At 37.9% G+C, this 22,022-nt stretch carries 23 protein-coding genes and 1 pseudogene; 14 read left to right on the forward strand and 10 right to left on the reverse strand.

Going from position 1 to position 22,022, the window contains the following annotated elements; all coding sequences use genetic code 11:
- Together A6M13_RS08205 and A6M13_RS08210 are read right to left on the reverse strand one after the other, a co-directional pair.
- On the reverse strand, window positions 1-736 hold a 736-nt coding region (locus A6M13_RS08205; RefSeq protein WP_141680925.1), incomplete at its 3' end, for an S-layer homology domain-containing protein.
- A gap of 161 nt (window positions 737-897) precedes the next feature.
- On the reverse strand, window positions 898-1,725 hold the full coding sequence (locus A6M13_RS08210) for a flagellin N-terminal helical domain-containing protein (RefSeq protein WP_066544880.1): 828 nt from the start codon (window positions 1,723-1,725) through the stop codon (window positions 898-900).
- A gap of 290 nt (window positions 1,726-2,015) precedes the next feature.
- Here A6M13_RS08210 and A6M13_RS08215 point away from each other — a divergent pair, with 290 nt between their 5' ends.
- The 4 genes from A6M13_RS08215 (at window position 2,016) to A6M13_RS08225 (ending at window position 6,370) form a co-directional block, all read left to right on the forward strand.
- The gene (locus A6M13_RS08215; protein WP_066544884.1) at window positions 2,016-3,914 is read left to right on the forward strand and encodes an S-layer homology domain-containing protein; all 1,899 of its coding nucleotides are present in this window, start codon (window positions 2,016-2,018) and stop codon (window positions 3,912-3,914) included.
- A 216-nt stretch (window positions 3,915-4,130) separates the two neighbouring features.
- A complete protein-coding gene (locus tag A6M13_RS08220) occupies window positions 4,131-4,271 on the forward strand; it encodes a transcriptional regulator (RefSeq protein WP_066544885.1) in 141 nt (46 codons plus the stop codon).
- Window positions 4,272-4,276: 5 nt separating this feature from the next.
- The gene (locus tag A6M13_RS16120; protein ID WP_141680926.1) at window positions 4,277-4,435 is read left to right on the forward strand and encodes a transcriptional regulator; all 159 of its coding nucleotides are present in this window, start codon (window positions 4,277-4,279) and stop codon (window positions 4,433-4,435) included.
- 240 nt (window positions 4,436-4,675) lie between these two features.
- Window positions 4,676-6,370 carry a putative bifunctional diguanylate cyclase/phosphodiesterase gene (locus tag A6M13_RS08225; protein ID WP_066544886.1) on the forward strand — a complete coding sequence of 565 codons (1,695 nt, stop codon included), beginning with the start codon at window positions 4,676-4,678 and terminating at the stop codon, window positions 6,368-6,370.
- Window positions 6,371-6,474: 104 nt separating this feature from the next.
- Here A6M13_RS08225 and A6M13_RS08230 read toward each other — a convergent pair whose 3' ends face one another.
- Entirely contained in the window at window positions 6,475-7,932 is a 1,458-nt protein-coding gene (locus A6M13_RS08230) for a hypothetical protein (RefSeq protein WP_066544887.1), read from the reverse strand.
- Window positions 7,933-8,068: 136 nt separating this feature from the next.
- Between A6M13_RS08230 and helD the strand changes: the two genes are divergently transcribed.
- Entirely contained in the window at window positions 8,069-10,261 is a 2,193-nt protein-coding gene (helD, locus tag A6M13_RS08235) for an RNA polymerase recycling motor HelD (RefSeq protein ID WP_066544888.1), read from the forward strand.
- The gene (locus tag A6M13_RS08240; RefSeq protein ID WP_066544890.1) at window positions 10,261-10,638 is read left to right on the forward strand and encodes a hypothetical protein; all 378 of its coding nucleotides are present in this window, start codon (window positions 10,261-10,263) and stop codon (window positions 10,636-10,638) included. Before helD ends, A6M13_RS08240 begins: the two co-directional genes overlap by 1 nt.
- 102 nt (window positions 10,639-10,740) lie before the next feature.
- On the opposite strand, the gene A6M13_RS08245 is transcribed toward A6M13_RS08240, so the two are convergent.
- The gene (locus A6M13_RS08245; protein WP_066544892.1) at window positions 10,741-11,139 is read right to left on the reverse strand and encodes a hypothetical protein; all 399 of its coding nucleotides are present in this window, start codon (window positions 11,137-11,139) and stop codon (window positions 10,741-10,743) included.
- Window positions 11,140-11,226: 87 nt separating this feature from the next.
- Window positions 11,227-12,024: pseudogene (locus tag A6M13_RS08250) on the reverse strand (3-hydroxyacyl-CoA dehydrogenase NAD-binding domain-containing protein).
- Between the two features lie 115 nt (window positions 12,025-12,139).
- Here A6M13_RS08250 and A6M13_RS08255 point away from each other — a divergent pair.
- A complete protein-coding gene (locus A6M13_RS08255) occupies window positions 12,140-13,207 on the forward strand; it encodes a LuxR C-terminal-related transcriptional regulator (protein ID WP_066544894.1) in 1,068 nt (355 codons plus the stop codon).
- Window positions 13,208-13,260: 53 nt separating this feature from the next.
- Here A6M13_RS08255 and A6M13_RS08260 read toward each other — a convergent pair whose 3' ends face one another.
- Complete coding sequence (locus A6M13_RS08260) at window positions 13,261-14,154, reverse strand: sulfurtransferase (RefSeq protein ID WP_066544895.1); 894 nt, start codon at window positions 14,152-14,154, stop codon at window positions 13,261-13,263.
- Between the two features lie 162 nt (window positions 14,155-14,316).
- Here A6M13_RS08260 and A6M13_RS08265 point away from each other — a divergent pair, with 162 nt between their 5' ends.
- The 5 genes from A6M13_RS08265 to A6M13_RS08285 all read left to right on the forward strand — a co-directional run bounded on the left by A6M13_RS08265 (window position 14,317) and on the right by A6M13_RS08285 (window position 17,077).
- Window positions 14,317-14,742, forward strand: a complete 426-nt coding sequence (locus tag A6M13_RS08265) for a cytidine deaminase (RefSeq protein ID WP_066544896.1) — start codon at window positions 14,317-14,319, stop codon at window positions 14,740-14,742.
- Between the two features lie 19 nt (window positions 14,743-14,761).
- Complete coding sequence (locus tag A6M13_RS08270) at window positions 14,762-15,229, forward strand: hypothetical protein (RefSeq protein ID WP_066544898.1); 468 nt, start codon at window positions 14,762-14,764, stop codon at window positions 15,227-15,229.
- Window positions 15,230-15,246: 17 nt separating this feature from the next.
- Window positions 15,247-15,708, forward strand: a complete 462-nt coding sequence (locus A6M13_RS08275) for a hypothetical protein (RefSeq protein ID WP_066544899.1) — start codon at window positions 15,247-15,249, stop codon at window positions 15,706-15,708.
- A gap of 365 nt (window positions 15,709-16,073) precedes the next feature.
- A complete protein-coding gene (locus A6M13_RS08280; RefSeq protein WP_066544900.1) occupies window positions 16,074-16,529 on the forward strand; it encodes a hypothetical protein in 456 nt (151 codons plus the stop codon).
- An 89-nt stretch (window positions 16,530-16,618) separates the two neighbouring features.
- A complete protein-coding gene (locus A6M13_RS08285; RefSeq protein ID WP_066544901.1) occupies window positions 16,619-17,077 on the forward strand; it encodes a hypothetical protein in 459 nt (152 codons plus the stop codon).
- A gap of 654 nt (window positions 17,078-17,731) precedes the next feature.
- On the opposite strand, the gene A6M13_RS08290 is transcribed toward A6M13_RS08285, so the two are convergent.
- The 4 genes from A6M13_RS08290 to A6M13_RS08305 all read right to left on the reverse strand — a co-directional run bounded on the left by A6M13_RS08290 (window position 17,732) and on the right by A6M13_RS08305 (window position 20,007).
- Window positions 17,732-18,334, reverse strand: coding sequence for a hypothetical protein (locus tag A6M13_RS08290; protein WP_066544906.1), 603 nt, complete (start codon window positions 18,332-18,334; stop codon window positions 17,732-17,734).
- Window positions 18,335-19,114 carry a hypothetical protein gene (locus A6M13_RS08295; RefSeq protein WP_141680927.1) on the reverse strand — a complete coding sequence of 260 codons (780 nt, stop codon included), beginning with the start codon at window positions 19,112-19,114 and terminating at the stop codon, window positions 18,335-18,337.
- A gap of 33 nt (window positions 19,115-19,147) precedes the next feature.
- Window positions 19,148-19,381: an NERD domain-containing protein gene (locus A6M13_RS08300; protein ID WP_066544908.1), complete on the reverse strand. Its 234-nt coding sequence runs from the start codon at window positions 19,379-19,381 to the stop codon at window positions 19,148-19,150.
- A 245-nt stretch (window positions 19,382-19,626) separates the two neighbouring features.
- A complete protein-coding gene (locus A6M13_RS08305; RefSeq protein WP_066544909.1) occupies window positions 19,627-20,007 on the reverse strand; it encodes a hypothetical protein in 381 nt (126 codons plus the stop codon).
- A gap of 203 nt (window positions 20,008-20,210) precedes the next feature.
- Here A6M13_RS08305 and A6M13_RS08310 point away from each other — a divergent pair, with 203 nt between their 5' ends.
- Both A6M13_RS08310 and A6M13_RS08315 read left to right on the forward strand, forming a co-directional pair.
- Complete coding sequence (locus tag A6M13_RS08310; protein WP_066544910.1) at window positions 20,211-20,762, forward strand: hypothetical protein; 552 nt, start codon at window positions 20,211-20,213, stop codon at window positions 20,760-20,762.
- A 5-nt stretch (window positions 20,763-20,767) separates the two neighbouring features.
- Window positions 20,768-21,964, forward strand: coding sequence for a sensor domain-containing diguanylate cyclase (locus tag A6M13_RS08315; protein ID WP_066544911.1), 1,197 nt, complete (start codon window positions 20,768-20,770; stop codon window positions 21,962-21,964).
- The last annotated feature ends 58 nt before the right edge of the window (window positions 21,965-22,022 follow it).

A 22,022-nucleotide genomic window follows, 5' to 3' on the forward strand; every position in this document is an offset into this window, starting at 1 on the left:
CATCATCGTCATCATCGTCATCGTCGTCATCATCGTCGTCATCATCGTCATCATCATCGTCATCATCGTCATCATCGTCACGACTATAAATATAATCTAGGTCATCCCAATCGTCCCAGTCATCCCATAAATCATCTTCTTGATTTTGACGTTTCATATCAATTACGCGTTCTAAAAATGCAGCAAGATGTCCGCGCGTCACTTGGTTATTCGGTAAATAATAACCTTCATTTGTTGTAATATTTAACGCGCCAATTGTTCCAGCATATAAAATCGTTTCCTCTGCCTTCACATCTTTAAAGCTTTTTAGCTGTGCTGCGCGTAATTCGAAAGCCTTTACTAAAATTTTCGCCATTTGTGCACGTGTTAAGTTTTTATTTGGATTGAAGCGCTCACCATTATTGAACACACCAAGTTCTGTTAGTTTTGCAATCGCAGCGTAATGACTATTGGAAGGGTCAATATCTTTAAAGGCAGGCTTCTTATAGTTGTTTACATCTAGCTTTAACGCGTTCGCAATAAGTGTCGCAGATTGTGCACGTGTCACATTTTGCGATGCACGGTATGTACCGTCTTCGAATCCTCGAATGACGCCTTTATGCGCCAATTTATGTATTTCATTATAAAAATTATGTTGTTTTGGCACGTCTTTAAACGTGCTATTTGCAGAAGCGGGTGTAATCGCCGTTGTTAACAATATTGTAGAAAGAGCGGCGAATGCGAATGTTTTCTTCATAAAAATTCCTCCTAATCATATAAAACTATTAACATCTTACCTATTTTTAGTATATATAAATGATTTTAAGGATTAATTTAACATAAAATTTACATCAGCTTAACAAAAATGTATATGAAAATCCTTTTCAAAAAAACTAGCAACTGAATCCATTGCTAGAGCTAACGTACATCGAGTAGACGTAAAATAGACTGCGCCTGTTGTAAATGTAAACGCATAACATATTGGCTTGCTTGCATTAAAATACTCGCTTTTATAAAATTCATCATTTCTTTTGCAATATCCGTATCCCGTATACGTGATTCAGCCGCTGTTAAGTTTTCTGAAGTGTTCATTACATTATTATAGGCGTGCTCCATACGATTTTGGTATGCACCGAGGCGTGAGCGTTCACGTGATACATGCCCAATGCCATCATCTACAGCTGTTATCTCTTTTTCGGCAGCTTCTCTCGTTGCGATAGAAGCAGACTGTAAACCAATCGCATCCGCACCCATATCGTTTAAAAATAAGTCAATCGTTTGCCCACTATTTGCACCTGCTTGAATTTTTAACGAGGTAGCACTGTAGTCGCCGTTTAGCAATGTACGTGTATTAAATTCGGTTTGTGTAGAAACACGACTAATTTCTTTTTTTAGTTCTTGAAACTCTAAATCAATTTGCTCGCGGTCCGTATCTGTTAATGTATCGCTTGCAGCCTGTACAGAAAGCTCGCGCATCCGTTGTAACATCGCATGTGTTTCACTTAGTGCACCGTCTGCTGTCTGTACGAGGGCAATACCATCTTGAATGTTTTTACCCGCCATATTTAAGCTGCGAATTTGTGCGCGCATTTTTTCAGAAATCGCAAGGCCAGCAGCGTCATCAGCAGCACTGTTGATGCGATAACCTGTTGAGAGTCGTAGCATGGATTGATTCATTGTCTGTGTATGACGATTGTAATTCGAAATCATCATTTTCCCAATACTGCTCCACGTGCCGATACGCATTTGCCTCACCATCCTTTTGTTTTATAATATGTATCGGTATGTTTTATTATTTTTCAAATAATATGCATAATAATAGTCTTTTTATCACTTCTGTTATTATTCAATGCAATCATTATGTGTCAAATAACATAGTTCGTGTCGAAAACTAACTGCGTATGCATCATTTATCCTTCTAAATGTTTCATCATATGTAATCATTGGTTCTTTTTTCATTATTTTTAGTACAAAGTGTTGAGCTGGTAAATCATGTATGCTATGTTGAACATAAATTGAAGTCAAGGAGGACGTGCATGAACTATTCAAAAATCTTCTTTATTCTTATGCTATGTTGCTTATTATGTGTGCCGATGTCGGTGTCCGCTAATGAAAAATATAGTGCAGCAGGAAGCCATGCGAAGTCACTACTATTTTTAGAGTCAAAAGGCATCCCTGACTTAGAACGCTTTGGTCGTTCTGTCACACGCGCTGAATTTGCAATGTACATGGTGCGCGCATTACAATTACCGACGATGGTATCAGGCCGAAAATATAGCGATGTGGGTGCTTCACACATTTATTATGAAGATATTCAAACCGCAACAGCTGCAGGAATTATTCAGGGCGATACAACGACTGGAAAATTCAACCCGTCTGCACCGATTTCGCGTATTCATATGGTACGTATGATTACAAACGCGTTAGAGCTAGTCAATATTGTACCAACTTCAGCGAAGAACCCTAATTTTAGTGATACGAAAGGGGTAAGTGCTGATTATGCGAAACGTATTATGACGACGTATAATTTAGGCATCATTACGGGGGATATGGCGACTGGACAATTTAATCCGTTTAAAAATGCGACAGTTGCGCAATCTGCAACCTTTATTACACGTTTTTACGATGTGATTGACCGACAAAAGAAATGGTATAGTGTCGCAGATATTGTCAGTGGGAATCTTCAGTTAAAAGGTTATTACACAAGTTTCAACAGTGCGAAAAATGCGCTAAAGGAAGGGCAAATTATTTTATATAAAGATAAAGTTCGTTATATGAATGATGGCATCGTGTATTTTACAAAGTATAATACGATGTTTATTGAGTCAACATATTCTGATAACGACGCGATGTCACTTTTATCGAGTACGGAAGCCATGTACGTATCAAGTACGGAAAAAGGTGTAACAGTCCAAATTGGCGATTTACAGCAAACGTATACGCATGAAGAAGTATCGCTTATTCCAACTGAATTAACATCCGTGCCACGTTCCTATTACATAGTGGATAGTGGAGAGCTTGTGCATTATGAATATAAACATGTGTTAAAACGTTATGAGCCTGCGTATATTGTAGGTGCTGCACCTACAAAACTTACAGTAGGGCAGCGTTACTACAGTGTAGATGGCATTACATTTTATAATCAAAAAGCACAAGTGGTAGGCAATTTTTATAACTACTATCAATATATGCCGTTCCGTGTAGCCACTAAATATACAGCCAATCAGCTGAATGAAATGATTAGTACATTATTAGTTGAAGCTGAAAAGAAAGGCTACAAACATGCGACAACGCAAAGTAAACTAATTGGGCTAGGGCAAGCGCTAAAAGATGCAGAGCAAACATATCATATGAATGCGATGGCTTTATTAGCGATGGCTACGTATGAGAGCAACTATGGTATGAGTGAACAAGCACAAAAACACAATAATCTTATTGGTACAGCTGCAGTGCTTTCACAATACGGCAAAGCAAATTATCGTTCACCATCTCTGAATATTCAACAGATGGCACAATATTTTTCAGATGAGTATGTGACGCCTTATCGTAGCCAAATTGATAAAAAGCGAAAATCTGGACATGGCGCTGTGCTTGGCTCAAAAGCAGTGGGCATGAATAAAAAGTATACGGCAAATCCATTTTGGGGCGCACAAGTTGCGAGTATTTATTATCGATTAGATAAACAATTCGGCAACAAAGATGCGCAACAGCAGGTGAAGGTTGCGTTTACCGCTGCGCCAAAAGCTTCGTCATTGCCAACATATGAAACAGCAGATACGAGAGGTAAAATTGCGTTTGAATATCGTAATTTTGGGCTGCCAGTAGCCGTTGTTCAAATTGGTGAGTCATTTACGAAAATTATTGCTGACGATGACCGCTTCACACATGTATATATGCCATCGTCCTCATTAAAAATGATTCAAACAATTCAATAAAATGAAAGGGTGTTTTAGAACAGTTTCTAAAACACCTTTTTTGTTTGTTTCATTAAACATTCACCAAAGAAAGTGTTGGTATAGCAAGGATATACGCAATATTTAAAAAGTCTGAAAAATTATGAATAAATAGTTGACGTGTATTACTATCTGTATTATTATTAATTCAACAACAAAAACTGTTATAACACAGTTAACTTAGAGGAGGTCATGATGATGACACAATATACAGATGGCTATGAATTTTATAAAAAGATGTGCGAGGAGCACGGAATGGCACCGATTAATTTCCGACTATATGTAAAACAACTTTCGACTGAACAATTAATGGCATTTAACTGCCAAGCGAAAGGGTGAGCCACATGAACGACTATCGATTTGCGTATGAACGTTATACAATGGCATGTAACCGTTATGGAATAGAACCGATTAATTATCATTACTTTATGTTACAGCTTTCTACAGAACAAATGACTGCGTATTTAGCGCAAGAGGGATGTGAGGAAATCGCTTATAACTGATACAGATGCCGTCGTCTTTGTCCGTGAATTAAATACACCATAAAAAAGAAACGAACATCGTGTATAACACATATGTCGTTTCTTTTTTATATGCATTCAAACAGGCGTCTACTCTTCCTTTTCGGGAAAAAATCCGTTATGCTTAGTTGTATATATCTCGCAAAATTATGTTATTTTTATACATCGTATGACTATTACGCAGTACAGCGAGTAGATTGTCGGACAGATTGGAGGCGTATCATGACCGAATCACATCTACCTAAACCTTTTCCATCTTCTACAAAAGATTTCCAACAGCTTTATTATGCAGTTGACAATATGATTACCGCATTAGTCGTTGATCGCTACGGCATTATTACGTATGCGAATGAAAGCTTCTGTAAAATTGCTCAATATAACGTTGAAGAATTAATTGGTACAAATTATGAACGTTTATTTTCAACGTACCATGACCAACTATTTTTCACAAATATACGCAAAGCTGTGCAACAAGACTATATATGGCAAGGTGAAATATGCAGTGAAGCGAAAGATAATTCGCTTTTTTGGTTAGAAGCCTCTGTTTCACCTATTTTTAATGAGTATGGTCGACTTATTTATTATGTCGCTGTTTTTACAGATGTTATGGAGCAGCGAAATATCGCAGCGGTCACGAAACAGGCAAATCACGATAGCTTAACAGGTTTACCGAGCCGTAAAAGCTTACAAGCTCGTATCGAAAATGAAATGGAATATAGCACAAGGAACGGACAAGCTTTTGCGGTGTTTGATATGGATATTAACCGCTTTAAAAGCATTAACGATGGCTTAGGTCATACAATAGGTGACCAATTTTTAATTGAAGTATCGGAACGATTAATGTCGATTGACCCGATTGGTAATTCATTTTACCGACAAGGTGCGGATGAGTTTGCATTTATTTTAACGGATTTATCGCAACTAGATACGATGGCACTGAAAATTATGGACCAATTTAAAAAGCCCTTTGTCATTGACGGGCATAAGTTCTATTCAAGCGTTAGTATCGGCATCGCGAAGTATCCAGCACATGCAACAGATGCAGAGTCGTTAATGAATAATGCAGATGTGGCCATGTTATTAGCGAAAGAACGTAAAGGCAATAATTACTTCGTCTTTAATGCCTCTCTAGAAGCGCACGAAATGAAAGATATTACGTTAGAAACGAAATTATACGACGCGTTACGTTTAGAACAGTTGGCGTTACATTATCAGCCTAAAATTGATATTGCGACAGGAAAACTGATTGGGATGGAGGCTTTGCTTCGTTGGCATGATGAAGAGTTAGGTTTTATTCCACCAGACCGCTTCATCCCATTTGCTGAAGAAACGGGTTTAATTATCCCGATTGGCGAATGGGTTCTACAACGCGCATGCCTCGATGTAAAAGGCTGGAACGATTTATTTGACTTAAATTTGCGCGTAGCTGTCAACTTTTCACCGATTCAGCTAGCGTTGCCGAATATTATCGAGATGATTCAAAATGTATTGCATAGCACAAATGTAGATCCGTCCTTTGTAGAAATTGAAATTACGGAAATGAGCATGGTCGATTTTAATGACCAGCTGATGGAGAAACTCGCCATTATTCGTGAAATGGGCATTACGATTTCAATTGACGATTTTGGAACGGGCTATTCGTCTTTAAGTTATTTGAAAAATCTCCCTGTCGATACATTAAAAATTGACCGTGCCTTTATTATGGAAATTGGCACATCTGAAACGAATACAAATTTAGTCGGTGCGATTATTCATTTAGCACATGCGATGAATTTAAGTGTTGTTGCAGAAGGTGTTGAACGAGAAGAGGAGTGGGCTTATTTGAAAAGTTGTGGCTGCGAGCAAGCGCAAGGCTATTATTTTAGTCGTCCACTTTCGCCAGACCTGTTCTTCCAATATGTTTTAACACAGCCATAAAAAAGCATTTGAGACAACAGCAAACCCCCTTCAGCAATCGAAACTGCTGAAGGGGGTTTTTGGGCGTGTATTGCTACGCGAGCCAAAGATGCATTTTTTTATCATTAATAAATCGGGTAAAACATATATAACGGCTTTGCATAATGGTCGTAATTCAGTACGTACAGCACCATTTTCATCCGGATATACGATGTATAGCGTGCGATGTCGTCTAATACATCCTCCGTTACGACTAAAGTATTGCTAGCGCGTAACATTAGCTCATCATCTGCACAGCGAATAAGTAGCGGGACAGGTTGATGGGGGGTCTGCAACTGCTCAAAATATTTGAGTAAATACGCTGTTTCAAGACGTGCGTAAATATTTTGGCGTAATGCATCAAATTGCACAAATTTTTTATGTGCCTCTAAAAAATCTGCGCGTAAATACACATTGTATGCACATACAATATCCCAATGCACGAGCTTTTTATAACGGCTTAGCCAATAAAGTTCTAATGACGCACTGACAAGGCGCAATTGCTCCTCTGTAAAATGCTTCATATAGGCATCCATTTCTTTATGCGATAGCTTTTTATAGCCAAGCTTCGTGTAACGTTTTGCGGACAGTGATGGAATGCCTGTTACTAAATGTTCGGAGCCTGGCCACTTAAAACGACCACGATCAAATTCGAAATGCTCAAATACTGGTGGCGCTTCATACGTTTCACTTGCTTGGTGCATTGGCGACTCGCTAATAAGCTGTTCATACGGCGGCATCGTTGCATCTGGTTGTTCCTCTTCTTGTGCTGTCCGTAATTCTGCCACTTCTTTAAAAGAATCTGGGTGATCAATATTGAAGTGCTGTAAAAAATATCGACTCAGTGTGCGATGAACAGCCGGGTTTATCAGGTGCTGATGCCCACGCAGACGCTCGATATGTTTAATTAAGAAAAACTCGGATAATTGCTCGTTCATCTGAAGGATGTAGCGGAAATCAATGACATCTAAGTACGCTTCAAACTCTTCTGGATGCTGTTGGATCGCTTTTGCGCGCCACGGAATATAATCCCGTAAAAAATCCTTCGATAAATGTGGATTTTTTTGATGCAAATCTTCTAAATGAAGCTCATCAAAAATGACACTTACATGACTGGGCTCAATATGCGGATTGAAGTTTTCAGGAAACGTTAAAGCGCGAAAACCTTGTTCAATGTTAAAGCGACGCACACCAATTTGCATGGCTACCTCTTTTGGATGCCCGATTAATGAGTAAGAGCCAATGGTGCCACGCTCTTCTAATAATAAAAAAGCAAGTTCTCGGCGCTGCTCGTCCGATAATTGCGTATGTGCAGGGAATTTAACCGACGCGTAAAACTCCGGTGTTGCTTCATCAAAATAAAATTTAAATTCCCCTTGTTTATTGACGAGCGACTTTGGATGGGCATTCCGTTTCCAATACAACAAAGCGCCCGCAATTGGCGGTGCGTTTGTGAACTCAATATTCGCGATGGAAAATATTTTATGTGAAAGTGATTCGTCATAAAGAGCTTTAATAAAGTCTATTTTTTGTATCTTTAGCATGCAAGACATCCCTTCAAATTCATGTTCTATTATTATAACTGATTTCCTGTTGTTTTGTATGCACTGGCTGGGGATTGTGCTTGTTTTCTCCCTAAAAATAGGCAATAATAGCAACTATGTGAAGGAGGGCTTAGCCATGGAACAATCAATTTGGCAGCGTGAACAGGCACACTTAACGAATACAAGTGCACAAATTAAACAAGCGATTCAGCTGCTTGAACAATCGCTCCAAAAACAAAAGAATGACATTGTCGAAGAGCGTACATTCGTGTCATCCGAATTTAATGATGTGTCGGGTGAAAGTGCGATATCGTTTTCGCAAATGCTTCAAACAATGGCCCTACGAGAACGTGAATATATGAGTGCAAGTGAGCAATTACAAAAAGCAAAAGCATTATATAAAACGCCGTATTTTGGTCGAATTACAATTATTAATGAAGACGGTGCACCTGAACAGTTGTATATAGGTTTATCGACCTTTCGCGAGCCAACAACACAAGATGTTGCAATTTTTGATTGGCGCGCACCGATTGCTAGTCTATTTTATGAAAATACAACAGGGGATGCGGCCTATACGATACCAAATGGGGAAAATGTAACCGTTGAGATTACTGGTAGGCGTCAATATAAAGTGCGGTATGACCAATTATTACAAGTGTTAGATGCTGACATTTATATCGGGGATGACGTACTCCAACAATTACTAGCAGACACAGCGAAAACGAAAATGAAGTCGATTGTCGCGACGATTCAAAGTGACCAAAACGCAGTCATTCGTTCTAGTAATAAAGAAAACTTATTAGTACTAGGACCTCCAGGGAGTGGGAAGACGTCTGTTGCGATGCAACGTATTGCTTATTTGCTATACGAATATCGTCAAACGATGAATGCGCGTAATATTTTACTGATTTCGCCGTCCGATTTATTTAATGATTATATTTCTGATGTGTTACCGGAGCTTGGTGAAGACCATGTGCAACATACGACTTTTTATCGTTTACTTCAAGAAGCTGGCTTACAGCGTTATAAGGCAGAAACGCATTATGCGAATATTGAACGTTTACAGCGCGCTGACCGCGATATGTATAAAGCCTATGTGTATAAAACATCGACGGCATTTTCCAAGCTGTTGCAGCGTTATGTGCAATCATTAACAAAAGCCAATATGCCTTTTTATCAGTTAAAGCTAGACGGGGACGTTTTTGCCTCAAGTAAGGAACTAAGTCATTTATTTTATACGAAGTTTTACGGACTTGATATGGATTTCCGTTTGAAGAAAATCCGTACCTTTTTACAAAAACGTTTAGCGGTGAAAAAGCAGGCAGATTTTGACGTGACGGTCGCACAGCTAAGGGCGATGAATCATTACGTAGGTACAGACGAAGAGATTACGATGCAAGCACAGCAGCAAATCGCCAAAAAATATGGTCAACTCGCCCATGCGATTGAGCAATTACATTTTGTGAATACTGCTAAGATTTATGTTCAAGCACTTGCAAAAGCCGGTGGTACAAAACATGAGGTGATTGCGGCAATGACGCAAAAAGCGCTGCAAAAACGTCAATTACACTATGAAGATATTGCGCCGTTACTTTTTATTGAATTGCGTATTAAAAAGCTACAGCAGTATCCAACGATTAAACATATTGTGATCGATGAAATTCAAGACTATACACCGCTGCAACTAGCGGCGATTGAATTACTCTATCCAAAAGCTCGCTTCACACTGCTTGGCGACCGTCACCAGTTGGTCCACCCGCTTCAAAAAGAAGTGTTAGACCCTACATTTACCGAGCACTATAAAGTAGTGGAGCTAACAAAATCTTATCGTTCAACGAATGAAATCACCACTTATATGCGTGCGATTTTACCACACACTGCAACCGAGTCATTGGGCGTGCAAGGGGAGAAGCCGGCTGTTTTATATACGACAGATGCACACTATGACGAAACGATTGTTCAGCTTGTCACGAAAGCATTTGTAGAAGGCGAGAGCTTTGCACTTCTGTGTAAAAATAAGGCGGCGTGTGAAGCCTTTTATGCGCGTTTTTCAGCATTACTACCGCAGTTACAACTAATTACAGCTGAACAAAAAACGTATATGAAAGGGCTTCTTGTAATGCCTGCTTATATGGCAAAAGGTTTTGAGTTTTCAACGGTTGTTTTAGCCGATGCAGACGCAACCATTTATACCGACAAAGATGAGTTGTTGCTGTATACGATTGTGTCACGTGCAACACGTAAACTATATATCGTATCGACACATACATTGCCAGTACCACTTGCTTGTATACCAGAAGCGTATTATGACGTAGAGGAGAATGTGTAATGTGGGTTTCTCATAACGGTAAATTGGTGCATATGAAAGACGCGTCACGTCATCGTTATAAGACGTATATAAAAGAAGATGTACTCGCAAACTTAAAGGAATTAGCCGCCGCGCATCATACCGAGGTCGGTTATTTACTTGAAAATGGTGTGATGCATTTACTTGAAGAAGACGCTCTTACATTGCCGAAGCAGCCACGTTGTGCGAAAAAAGAATTTCGAACAACGATGGATGCAGCACTCTTTAACACATTAACGGCACGTGCTAAACAATTAGGTGTACCGATTAATCGTCTTTTGCAAGAAGCGGTACATTATATTGACATCGGCACGGTAAAACGAAAAGATTATCGTTATCGTATCGAATCATTAAAATAGACAAAGGCATGAACATTGGTTATCCAGCGTTCATGCCTTTTGCGTTAGAGCATCTAGGAAATATGTCAAAACCCGCTCCGAAAAAAGAAGCGGGTTTTGACATTATGAGCGATGAAGCATGTCCATTGCTTTTTCTGTATACTGTTCGACATTTTGCTGAACAACTGGGTCATTTTCAGCTTTTGTAATCGTTTGATGCGCTTTACGCTTTGCTGTTAAATTTAATTGCTCCACTTGTGCTTTTACACCTGCGAATGCTTGTGGTACAGCTTGCAGTTGTTGTTTTTGATAATTAACCGTTGTTTGCACTTGTTGAATATTGTTTTGTAATTTTGTGACTTCCGTTACGATTGGCATCGCATCTGCTTGCATTTTCTTCACACGCCCGAAAATATACTGGCCCGGCTCTTTTGCACCAACTGCTGCGACAATCGCACTTCCTAGAAACACAAGTATCCCAATGCCGACTAGTGCTAAGCTAATGATGTACATAATATGCATTGCTGAACCCTCCTTCATCTAATTACTCTTATTGTATACCCGAAATGAACGAAAGTGAACGGCAAATGGCATAAAAAGGTCAATGTATTATCGTGCTGTTAAAAAATCCGGTTGTTGGTATGCTGGGTTAGGGTAGTCATAAAATCCTTTACCTGTCGCAACACCCATACGACCTTGGTCAATCATGTCACGCTGAATTTTTTCGGCAACAAATTTAGCGGCTGGGTCTACTTCAGCACGCATCATATTTAAATTGTACGGTGTTTCCATCCCTACGATATCATAAATCGCAAAAGGTCCCATTGGTGCGCCTGTCGACAGCATCCAGTTTTTATCAATATCATGTGGGTCTGCAATATCTTTTACCCATAATTCCATCGCCGCTGATAAAAATGACACTAATAACGAATTTAAAATATAACCTGGTTGTTCTTTTTTTAATACAAATGGAATCTCATACCAATTGCTTGTGCAAATGCTGTGACGGCTTGTACGTGCTCTGGTGCTGTTCCTGCATGTCCTATAATTTCAGCCGTATTGTTTTTCCAAATAGAATTGGCGAAATGTAGCGCTAAAAACTGCTCAGGTCGCCCTGTATACCCCGCAAATTGACTTGGCAATAGTGTAGAATAGTTTGACGCAAAAATTGTGTGTGCAGGTGCTACAGCGCGTAATTGCTCATAAAAACTTTGTTTAATCGCTAAACGCTCTGGCACAGCTTTCTGCATAAATTGTTTGTAAGCTAGCCATACGTGTTTTGGCCGCTTCGATGGCTTCCTCATTAATGTCATATACCGATACATGGAATCCGAAAAATGCCGCTTGGAACGCAATTTGACTACCTAAAACGCCACTACCTGCAATTGTAATATGTTGATAGTTCATTATGAAAAACCCCTTTGTCTCGTTGATACCTTTATTTTACGCCATTCCATTGCATAATATACGTGTAGATGTAGGTGTTTTAAGTTCAAAAAACCATATAAATGAATGTGATCACATGATAGAACCTCAGCTTGCGTATAGCTTATTTTTAAAAATGTACTGTAGTGAACTGTTAGAAAGCGCGGCAATTTTTGTCGAAGAGCAGGCGACTACGATTGAAGAGAAACGTACATTACATGTTTTAACAACATCATTTGTTCAATTGTTAACGAATCAACGCGTTGTTGATAAAGAAGCACTTCATTACTGGGTGCAAATACGAAGCCAAACAATTCTTGCGCACAGCACATTGTTTGTTGAGGCACTTTCTTACGCGCTAGAGACGGTGTTACATGCAACCCAGTATACGTACCGAGACCAAGTGTTGCAGGTTCATGAAACGCTTCTTACGCAAAGTAAGGATTTTGTGTCACAATGGCATCAAAACAGCCAAGATGAGCCATTTTCAGAACAATGGCGACTGCAAATGGATACGTTTAGCAAAGCATTAATTCGCTACAATGGGAGTGAAGATTTAGCCATTTTACTCAAATTAGCAGAAGAAACATTTCAGTTTAAGCGTTGTATCTTTTTAAGTTATCATCCGTGGCTTGATGAATTTTCAGGGGCAATAGGGGCAGACCGACAAGCTTTAGAACGGTTACGTGGCAAAATTGATGTAGAGCCCGTGTTTTCGATGAAGCGGGCAATCTTTCTCAAAAATCCTGCGCCTTATGTTCAGCCCGTAGCTATTGAGATGCTGAATTTATCTTCGGTCATTTTCATTCCGATTATGCATGACCAACAATTATACGGTTGGCTGTCATTTGACCAAATGGGCGAATCCTTTGATTGTTCCGCTACGTATTTGAACTTCTTACAAGAGGTCGGTAATCGCCTAGGGATGTATCTCGGTAGACCACAGCTACGTAATCGCTTAAACCGGAACATTACCCTTACCGAGAAAGAAAAACTCGTGCTGTATTTGTTATTAGAAGGCCATAGTAATAAAGAAATCGCATCCTTACTGTATATGAGCGAATTTACAGTACGTGATTATGTAAAAATGCTTATGCAAAAAACCGAGGCACGCAATCGAACACATTTAATTACGTTAGCTTTCAGAAGCGGTTTAATTGATTAAAGAAAAGCACAGATGCCCTATAAATTGGACACCTGTGCTTTTATAATCATTTCTTATCGTAATGTAACAAGTGGACAGCTTTCATCGCTTGCCCATTCATTTAATGAACCGTCATATACAGCGACATTTTCTTGTCCTAATTTGTTTAATAGTAATGCATTCCATGTTGCCGCAATACCACCACCGCAGTACGTAATGACTTTTTTCGATGGGTCGAGTGCGCCCAGTTTATCAAATGTAGCACGTAATGTTTCATCATCGTATAGTAAACGTGTTTCAGGATCTGAATGGCTACCGAAAAATGCATGCTTACTACCAGGAATATGACCAGGACGTGGGTACGTCGTCGTCTCACCACGGAAATCCGCTTCTGATAAGCTGTTGATTAAAATGATATTGTCATCTTGTAATGCAGCTTTAACATCTTCTTTTGTAACGATTAATGCTTCACGACGCTCACCAGGAAACGCTGCAGCCTCATAACGTGAAATCCCTGACTCTGTAGGGCGATTTTCAAGCTTCCACTTACGGAACCCGCCGTCAAGCACTGCGACATTATCAAAGCCTTCATACTTTAACTGCCAACGTAAACGAGCAGACCAATCTGACGCTAAAATGTCGACATTTACTAATGGTCCACGGTCATAAATAACGACATACGTGTCTTGCGTGATACCGAGTGGCTCTACTGCTGCTAAAAATTGCGCGCGCGTCGCAATTGTGAATGGTGCTGTGCCGTTAGGGTCTGTAAAGTCTTTTAATAAATCTGCATACGCAGCACCTGGAATATGCTCCTCCTGATAGGCTTCAAAACCACTCCAAAGCTCAGGGAATCCAGCACCTTCAGGAATTTTTAAAAATGTTGTCGCATCAATTAAGCGTAAGTTCGGGTCACCTAAACGCTGTTGTAACCAATCGCCATCTACTACGTGAGGAATGTTTGTCATATAAAAATCTCCTTTAAAATAAATCGTATGAGATTAATATGGATTAAATATAGTAAAAAAGCAATTAAAAAGCGGTCAAAATCCGTATTCTTGCCAAAAAGCAGTTGAATATTTGTTACAATAAAAAAAGATGGAAAATTTTATGGAAGGGGTTTATATGCAATGATACATCAACAGCTATACGATGCCGTGAAACAATTGATCGAACAACGATATCCTACTGGTTGGGGCGGTGCAGCAGCCATCCGAGTGGCAGATGAGACTATTTATACAAGTATTGCACCAGAAGTGATCAATGATTCGACACATTTATGTATGGAAACAGGGGCTATATTAGAAGCTCATAAATATAAGCAAAAAGTAACGCACAGTCTTTGTTTAGCGCGAGAGGATAAACACGCACCGCTTAAAATACTTTCACCTTGTGGCGTGTGTCAGGAACGTTTATTTTATTGGGGTCCTGATGTGCAATGTGCCATATCCAGCAAGACAAACGATATTCTCTTTAAAACATTAGGGGAGCTACAACCCTATCATTGGACAGAAGCTTATTACACTGAAATGACAGAACATTGGCGCAATATATAATGAAACGGGGATAACTATCATGAAAAAAGGGATTATTGGATTGATTATTCTATTCAGCATCGTTCTTGTATGGGTACGCGTAAACCCGCCGTTAGAGTACGGGACCATCGCTGGCAATGAAGAAGGCACGTTATTGATTGTGGGTGTTGGCAATAAAGGGCTAACGAATATTGACATTACAGAAGTGACCATCAATAACGGCGAAAAGCCTGGCGATGTGAAGGTACAAGTAAACCATCCTAACCAGGGCTTTGTCGTAACCGATGATTTTTCGGCACCAGAAGTGGCTACGTATGCGTTTGTCGATGTGAGTATCGCCAAAGGAACGGATATTGACGCACTTTATGAACGACAAGACAATAATGAAATACAAGAAGATGAAAAAATTTATGGTTTAACCCTTTCACATGAGCAACCAATTCATGCGGCCGTTATCCATTACCGTTATTTAGGGATGCCTTATACGCTAGAAGTAAATGCGATGTAAGAGGGAGGAGACTGTTGATGAAAGAACATCTTTTACTTTGGGAACCGTTGGAGCACAATCCATTTTGCAGACAAAGAAATGAACTGCATCTCGTAGCATTTTCTTATGAACAGGACTTTATTTTACTGTTTGAAGATATTGAAACAAACGAACAATATCGTTTTATGTATGAATCGAGAGAAAATCACGGAAAACATGCTTTTATCACATTTCGTATGACAGAAGAATTGACAATACCAGATATAGAAGATTTAATTTCAGATTTTTTTAAGACAGAAAACGCGAATACTTTGAGTTATGGCCCTACTTTTTATAAGGTTGCAAATTCGGAGTATCTAAAATGGTATGACGCAAAAAATCCACTTAGAAAAGAAATTCGACCTAATGCGGAACATCATCTATTTGTGACATCCACACTATATATAGAAATTATTACGGAGATAGAGCCACGTGTATCTAAAATACGAAGTTTGCTCTGAACGAACCGATAAAAATCGCTGAAATCAACGTGCCCAAATGTTACGTGTAGCAGCCTTTTATACGTAGTTGGGTAATTTAAAGGAGTTAGTAATTAAGTGCAGAAACAGTAGATCATATACTATTCATTTTAGGATGTGTAATTATGAAGATAATTCATTCAATCATCGGAATCATGATCATTTTATTCGGGGCTTTATTTTTGAATATTACAGTAGATAATGAAGTTTTTAGAACGATTATGTACAAAGTAATAGGTGGGGTAATTTTGTTTTTAGGTGTTCTATACTTAAAAAACGTTGCGAAGTTTGGAAAGCAGTAATTGTACTTATTTACATATTTTTATTTTGATTTTGGGAGTGGTTGTTTGAAGAGAATTTGGCTTATTCTCATTGGCTTAATAGCACTTGTGATGATAAATTTTATGTACCTACAAAATCAATTGATTACGGATTATCGTAGTTTACTTTACAGTGATCTAGAATATTTAACTCTACCAGTAGAGCGTATACTCGCGTTCCATGAAGAATCTGGAAGTTACGATGAAACAGAACGCACTGAAAAATTAAATCAGTTAAACCAAACGTACGCAGACTTTTTCAATTACACTGGTGGAGGTCTACAATTAGAGCCGGCTATACGTGAAAAATATTACCTAACATACTATGATACCAAGATATCTTATTTTCAAATTATTCAGCGTTATTCGGAGGCAACCACAGAGGAAGAACGTGAACGTGCTTATCAAGACCTCAAAGAGAAAAATGAAGAATATCGGCAGTTCCTTCAAATAGCGCTTGAAGAATTAGTTGAACTGGTTTAAAGCGATTGAATTTTAAAAGCATCTTACATCAATTGTATGTCTAAGATGCTTTTCTTTCACCAAAATAATTGGGAAGTAGGGGGATAACGATGAAGGAAAAAGAGTCATTAATTGAATGGAATCCACTGTCAGAAGCTGTTTACGATCGTTTTATGCATCCGATGTTCTTAGTGAATATTGAGTTTAATGGCGAATTAATATTAACGGTTGGACCAGAAGAGAACCGTTACCAATTTTCGTATAATCGAACAAAAAACTATTTTTACCCCGTTAGAACTTATCGTATTTTACAAGAACACATACGCAATGATATTGAAGAATTGATCCAACAAAAATTCGAAAGTGCAAAAGATCAATCTATACCTTTACCTAATTACAATCCTACATTTTACAAAGTAGAAAATTCATCGTTTTTAAAATGGTATACGACGATTGATGATTCAATTCCTGATATGGAACTAGCGAAATTAGAGCATCACTTATATATATGTGAGGATTACTTTATCGATGTAATCGCAGTAGTTCAACCGAATATCATCAAATTATAAAAAATTAATAAAAGTGTAAAAATGAGGTGGAATACTTTATGTTGGATAAGCCAAATATAAAAGGGAAAAGTTACTAAGAATTAATAAGAGTGTTATTTTAACATTGTAATGTTGTGAAATGGCGCGTTATGGATGATTTTGAAGAAGCGGCTATTTTATTGGATATATCCTTATCCTGAAGATTCCTGACACATTTCATTTTTCATTTTTAAAAGAAACGATAGAAAATGTCATTAAATAAATCACATAATTGGATACAGCCATTGTTATTACATGATTTTCATGGCTCGTGTAGCTATCGCTATTTGCATAAATTTGAGATTTGAGATGCCGTGAAGGCTCTATGGATAGAAAGCAACATAATTACTGGAGATACGGAAAAAGAGGAAATTTAGAACAGGGCATATAAAATTCGACAAAATTAAAATAGGACACGGACATAATATATATTATATTGAGTTATGTTTCAAAATTAAGTTTACTTATAATAGTGAGACAAACGCGTTTCGTTCGTATTAGATTTTCATATATACATAACGAATGTTTATCAGGTTATTTACGGACAGTCGTATAATTTTGAAGTGTTTTGTCGAGTTTAAAAAACCCTCATGAGACATGTCTATTATTATAATGACTCGTGAGGATTTTTTCCGTTTATAACGTTGCAACAAATAATTGTTCTTGGACATCTCTAATTGCTTCATCGACGAAGCTCGCGTATGTGACTAGCTCATTTATTACTTGTTCATAGTCTTTAATTGTTAGCTTACCAAATAATTGGCGCTCCCATTCAGCAATTGCCTGTTGCACAATAATATCACTTGTTTTTTCTATTTTTAAAAAGACCGATTGTTGCATTTTTTCTAATCGCGGTGGATCAATTTGCTGAAATAAATGTTTTTCGTACGCTTTTACCGCTTCTGTTAGCTGCTCGTGCTGTTTTTTGATTTCATGACCTTCTGACATCCCTAATCGGTGTTTTAACTGATTATTATTCATTGTAATCGTTGACATAGAGAGCGTTTGCAACCCGTCTAAATTAGGTGTATAACGCGCTATAATATGCTCCCACTGTTTTTCGTAGTCATCAAGTGCTTGTTTTATCAGTAGATTATAAGTTTTTTCGATGGCTGTTGGGTGTAAATAATGCGCCAATGTTTTCTCAATAATGCTACGGTCATCTAATTCATCGATATTTTCTAGTTTTTCTTGTGGGATGGATGATTTTTTAGCCATTTTAACAAGTGGATTGTACACCTAAGCAGCCGCCTTTTTAGATGTATCTGCTAACGAGCTATGCCATTTTATATTTTGTTCAACTGCTTCTTTCATTTGCGTCAGTTGTTGTTCAAAATACATATGGAGTCCTTGCTGAAGTGTTGTTTTAAATTGTTCGATAATACGTGTCCGTTCATGTAGCATCTTATTTTCAATACGGTTTAATTCATTCAGATAATTTAAGTACGTACTACTTTCAGCCTGAACTGCTACTTTCATATGTGATAACGCCAAATATACTTGTTCATACGTTTTCGCTTGTGTAATATGTGGTAGATTGTCTTGAAAAAGACGTCGCAATGAGGTCTGTATCGGTAATGCTTTTTGTGCGTCTCGTCGTTCTATTCGTGTGAGTACATCTTTAAAAAACAATGGATCACAAATCGCTTGTTGATGATGAAAATGCACAGTAGGCTCTGATGTTGATCGAGGCTGCATTGCTATCGCCATATTGAGCAAATGGATACGCGGAATTTTTAGCTGTACTTGCGAAAACTTTCGTGCATGCTGTAAAGCTGGGAGTGTATCTTGAAATAAATGATATTTTCGAAAACTTTGTTGCTCCTTTAGAGACCAGTGCTGCATCTGAATACGGAATACATTCATAAATTCCGCTTCTGTAAATGCTGGGAAGACAATTGCTTTACCGATGCAACGAAAAACATCTATCTGATAATTAGATTGAATAAATTGCTGTAGTTGTTCTACATGAGCAGTTACTTGAGAAAATGGATTTACTGTTGTTTTATTTTTAAACACGATTACGCCATTTGACTGCACATGCTGTATACTTTATAGGGTAAAGTTTTTTACCTCTACAATAAAAAATGCCTCATTGGGCACAATCACAATAAAATCAGGCTCTAAAACACCAATAGCTGGCTTTGCAATAATAGTCGCTTCTATTGGCAATAATTGTTCTAATTGCTGAAGTATTTGTAACTCTCCTTGTATCCCCTTTTTATCCTTCCCTGTAGCTTGACGAAGGTTTTCTGTTAATAGATCACGTCCGTAGACAATTGGCACATCTCAACACCCCTTTATTCCTCTATAATTATATCAAACGCCAACTAAAAGCCGTTCCATGCATTTTCAACGTTAATTGATGACGTAATAAATAAATTCTATACGTTCAAACGCCTATCTCTGTTTTTTTACGGCGGATAGAACGAAGTGTTGTAGAATATTATTTAAGCAAAGGTCAACGCGTATTTTTTAAATCACCAATTCACATTGGCACAAAAATCTTTGAGCGAATTAGCTCAGGCACCTCAATCTGTTGTATGGCGTTTAAGAGCCGCTGTTAATTCTTTCTCGAACAATAAACGTAAACGTTGTACAAGCTCTCGATAATGGCTTTGGACGTCAGCAGGAACATCTAAAAACAAACTAATTTTAACTTCATGGTATTCGGTTGTATAACAAAGGACTTTACATAATAATGTAGACGTCGACGCTGGTGGTAATTGAATATTTTTTGCTACCATTTGCAACGAGCGTTTAGCTATTTGCAGCGGACCTTCAATATATGCTTCTGCCCCAACCTTGACAATAAAACTCGCATCATCAAATGAACCGACATGCACATCCATGAGCACAATCGGCTGATAAAAAGTAGCGGTGGCTAATTTATCTAAAAAATGAACAGGCATGTAACCACTCCTTTTGTTATATTTCTTCTTTTATTATACAAAATATTCCTTTTAAAAGGTTTAAAAATTTGAAAATAGACAATTTTTCGTCATTTTAAAATATCTTGAAATCTACGTTTTATGTTAAAATGGAACGAACCTTTAGAACTTGATATACGTATAAAGTCCTGATTATGGAAATTTCGTGAAAGGCGTTTATAAAAATGAATAAGAAATTGATACATAGTCTCTTTTTTATCGTTTTACTACTATTTTCAGCATTATTAGCTACTAATTTAACATTTGACTATGGTAAACAAATAGAAGACATTGACCCTCAAATGGAATGGCACTTTTTTCATGAGCAATTCATTCATCCGTCTACCGCGAAGGAAGTTTTGCATAAAGGTGAAATCGTTACACTCCCCCATAAATTCAGTGAGCACTATGACACCGCAAAAACATACGGTACATACATTGCAAAAGTGACGTTACCAATGCAATATGTAAACGAAAAAATCGGGTTGTTTATTCCCTTTCAATATGGTAATTATGATGTTTATATACAAAACGAGCTTGTCTTATCCAAAGGTGATGTTTCGACAACACCGAATGTTTTACATATGGGTGCTGTCATTGGTAATTTTACAAGCACGCAGCGCGAAGTATATATCACGTTGCAGCTTTCTAATTTTTCGTCGATGCGAGGCGGATTTGCACAACACTCGCAAAGCATTATACAACGATTACTTGTTATTTCTTTATTATCAGTCTGATTTTTATGCTAGGTATCTTTTTATTACGCTTTTCATTGCTGACAAAAACGAATAAAAGTTCATACTTACTCGCGGCAATTTGTATTACGTTTGCTATTCGTGCAATATTTGCGCGACCTTTTTTCTATTCGTTAATATTCATTGACATGCCATGGGAGTATGCAGTACGAATTGAAGCACTTACAACATTATTCATTATGTTTTTATTTATTATGTTTTGTCAGGAGCTACTGTCACGCTATATTCGCCCGCTTCATTTATCGATTGCATATAGTAGTGTCATATGCCAAAGTATACTTGTCATCACGGCATCACCTATGTTGTTTCAGCAAACATTTATGTATTGCTTCATCGTTTATATAGATCATATGCCGTATTGCCTGTATATTATCTTTAAACATTACCACCAATTAGACGCAACAAAAAAACTACAAATTTTAGCTATAGTATGTTTAGCTGTTGCGACAATTCATGATGTTTTTATTGTGTATCAAGTAAGAAATCAACTGATGCTCATTCATTTTATGTTGATTGCCTATGCACTTTTACAAATTATGATTGTGACGAAAAAATATGAGGATACATTGAAGGATGTTTTACAATTAAATGAACAAGTAACGGCTTTGAACGTTTCACTTGAACAAAAAGTCAAAGAACGTACGCAGGAATTAGTAACTTTAAACAAAAAACTGGAAGTGCTCGCATCTAAAGATAGTTTAACAGGTATCGCAAATTGTTATCATTTCGACCGTCGTCTTACGTATTATTTTGAAGAAACACGGAAGCCAGATCAAGCGTTAACGTTATTTATGATTGATTTAGATTACTTTAAACAATATAACGATACGTATGGTCATCAAGCCGGTGATGAATTACTTATAAAGGTTGTTGAGACATTACAACGTGTTATTCCTTCTGATGCACTCTTTGCACGTTACGGTGGTGAGGAGTTTGCGATTTTAAGTGATGATGTGCACCTTGATTACGAGCGTTTAGGCAATGCCTTAACATACGCAGTAGAAAAGGCAGCCTTTACGCATGCCCATTGTTCAAAGGGCATTGCGACTGTTAGTGTAGGGGCGTATCATATTCGGTTCGGTCATGCCTTCAAACGACCAGAAGAATTAATTATTGCAGCAGACAAACAGCTATATAAAGCAAAGTATAATGGCAAAAACCAATCCCGCTTCTCGATAGATTAAAATGATATTTTTTTGATGTCGGTTTGAAAAAATACGGGATTTTAAAAAGAGAAAAGCA

The organism is Caryophanon tenue (assembly GCF_001700315.1).
Lineage (GTDB): Bacteria > Bacillota > Bacilli > Bacillales_A > Planococcaceae > Caryophanon > Caryophanon tenue.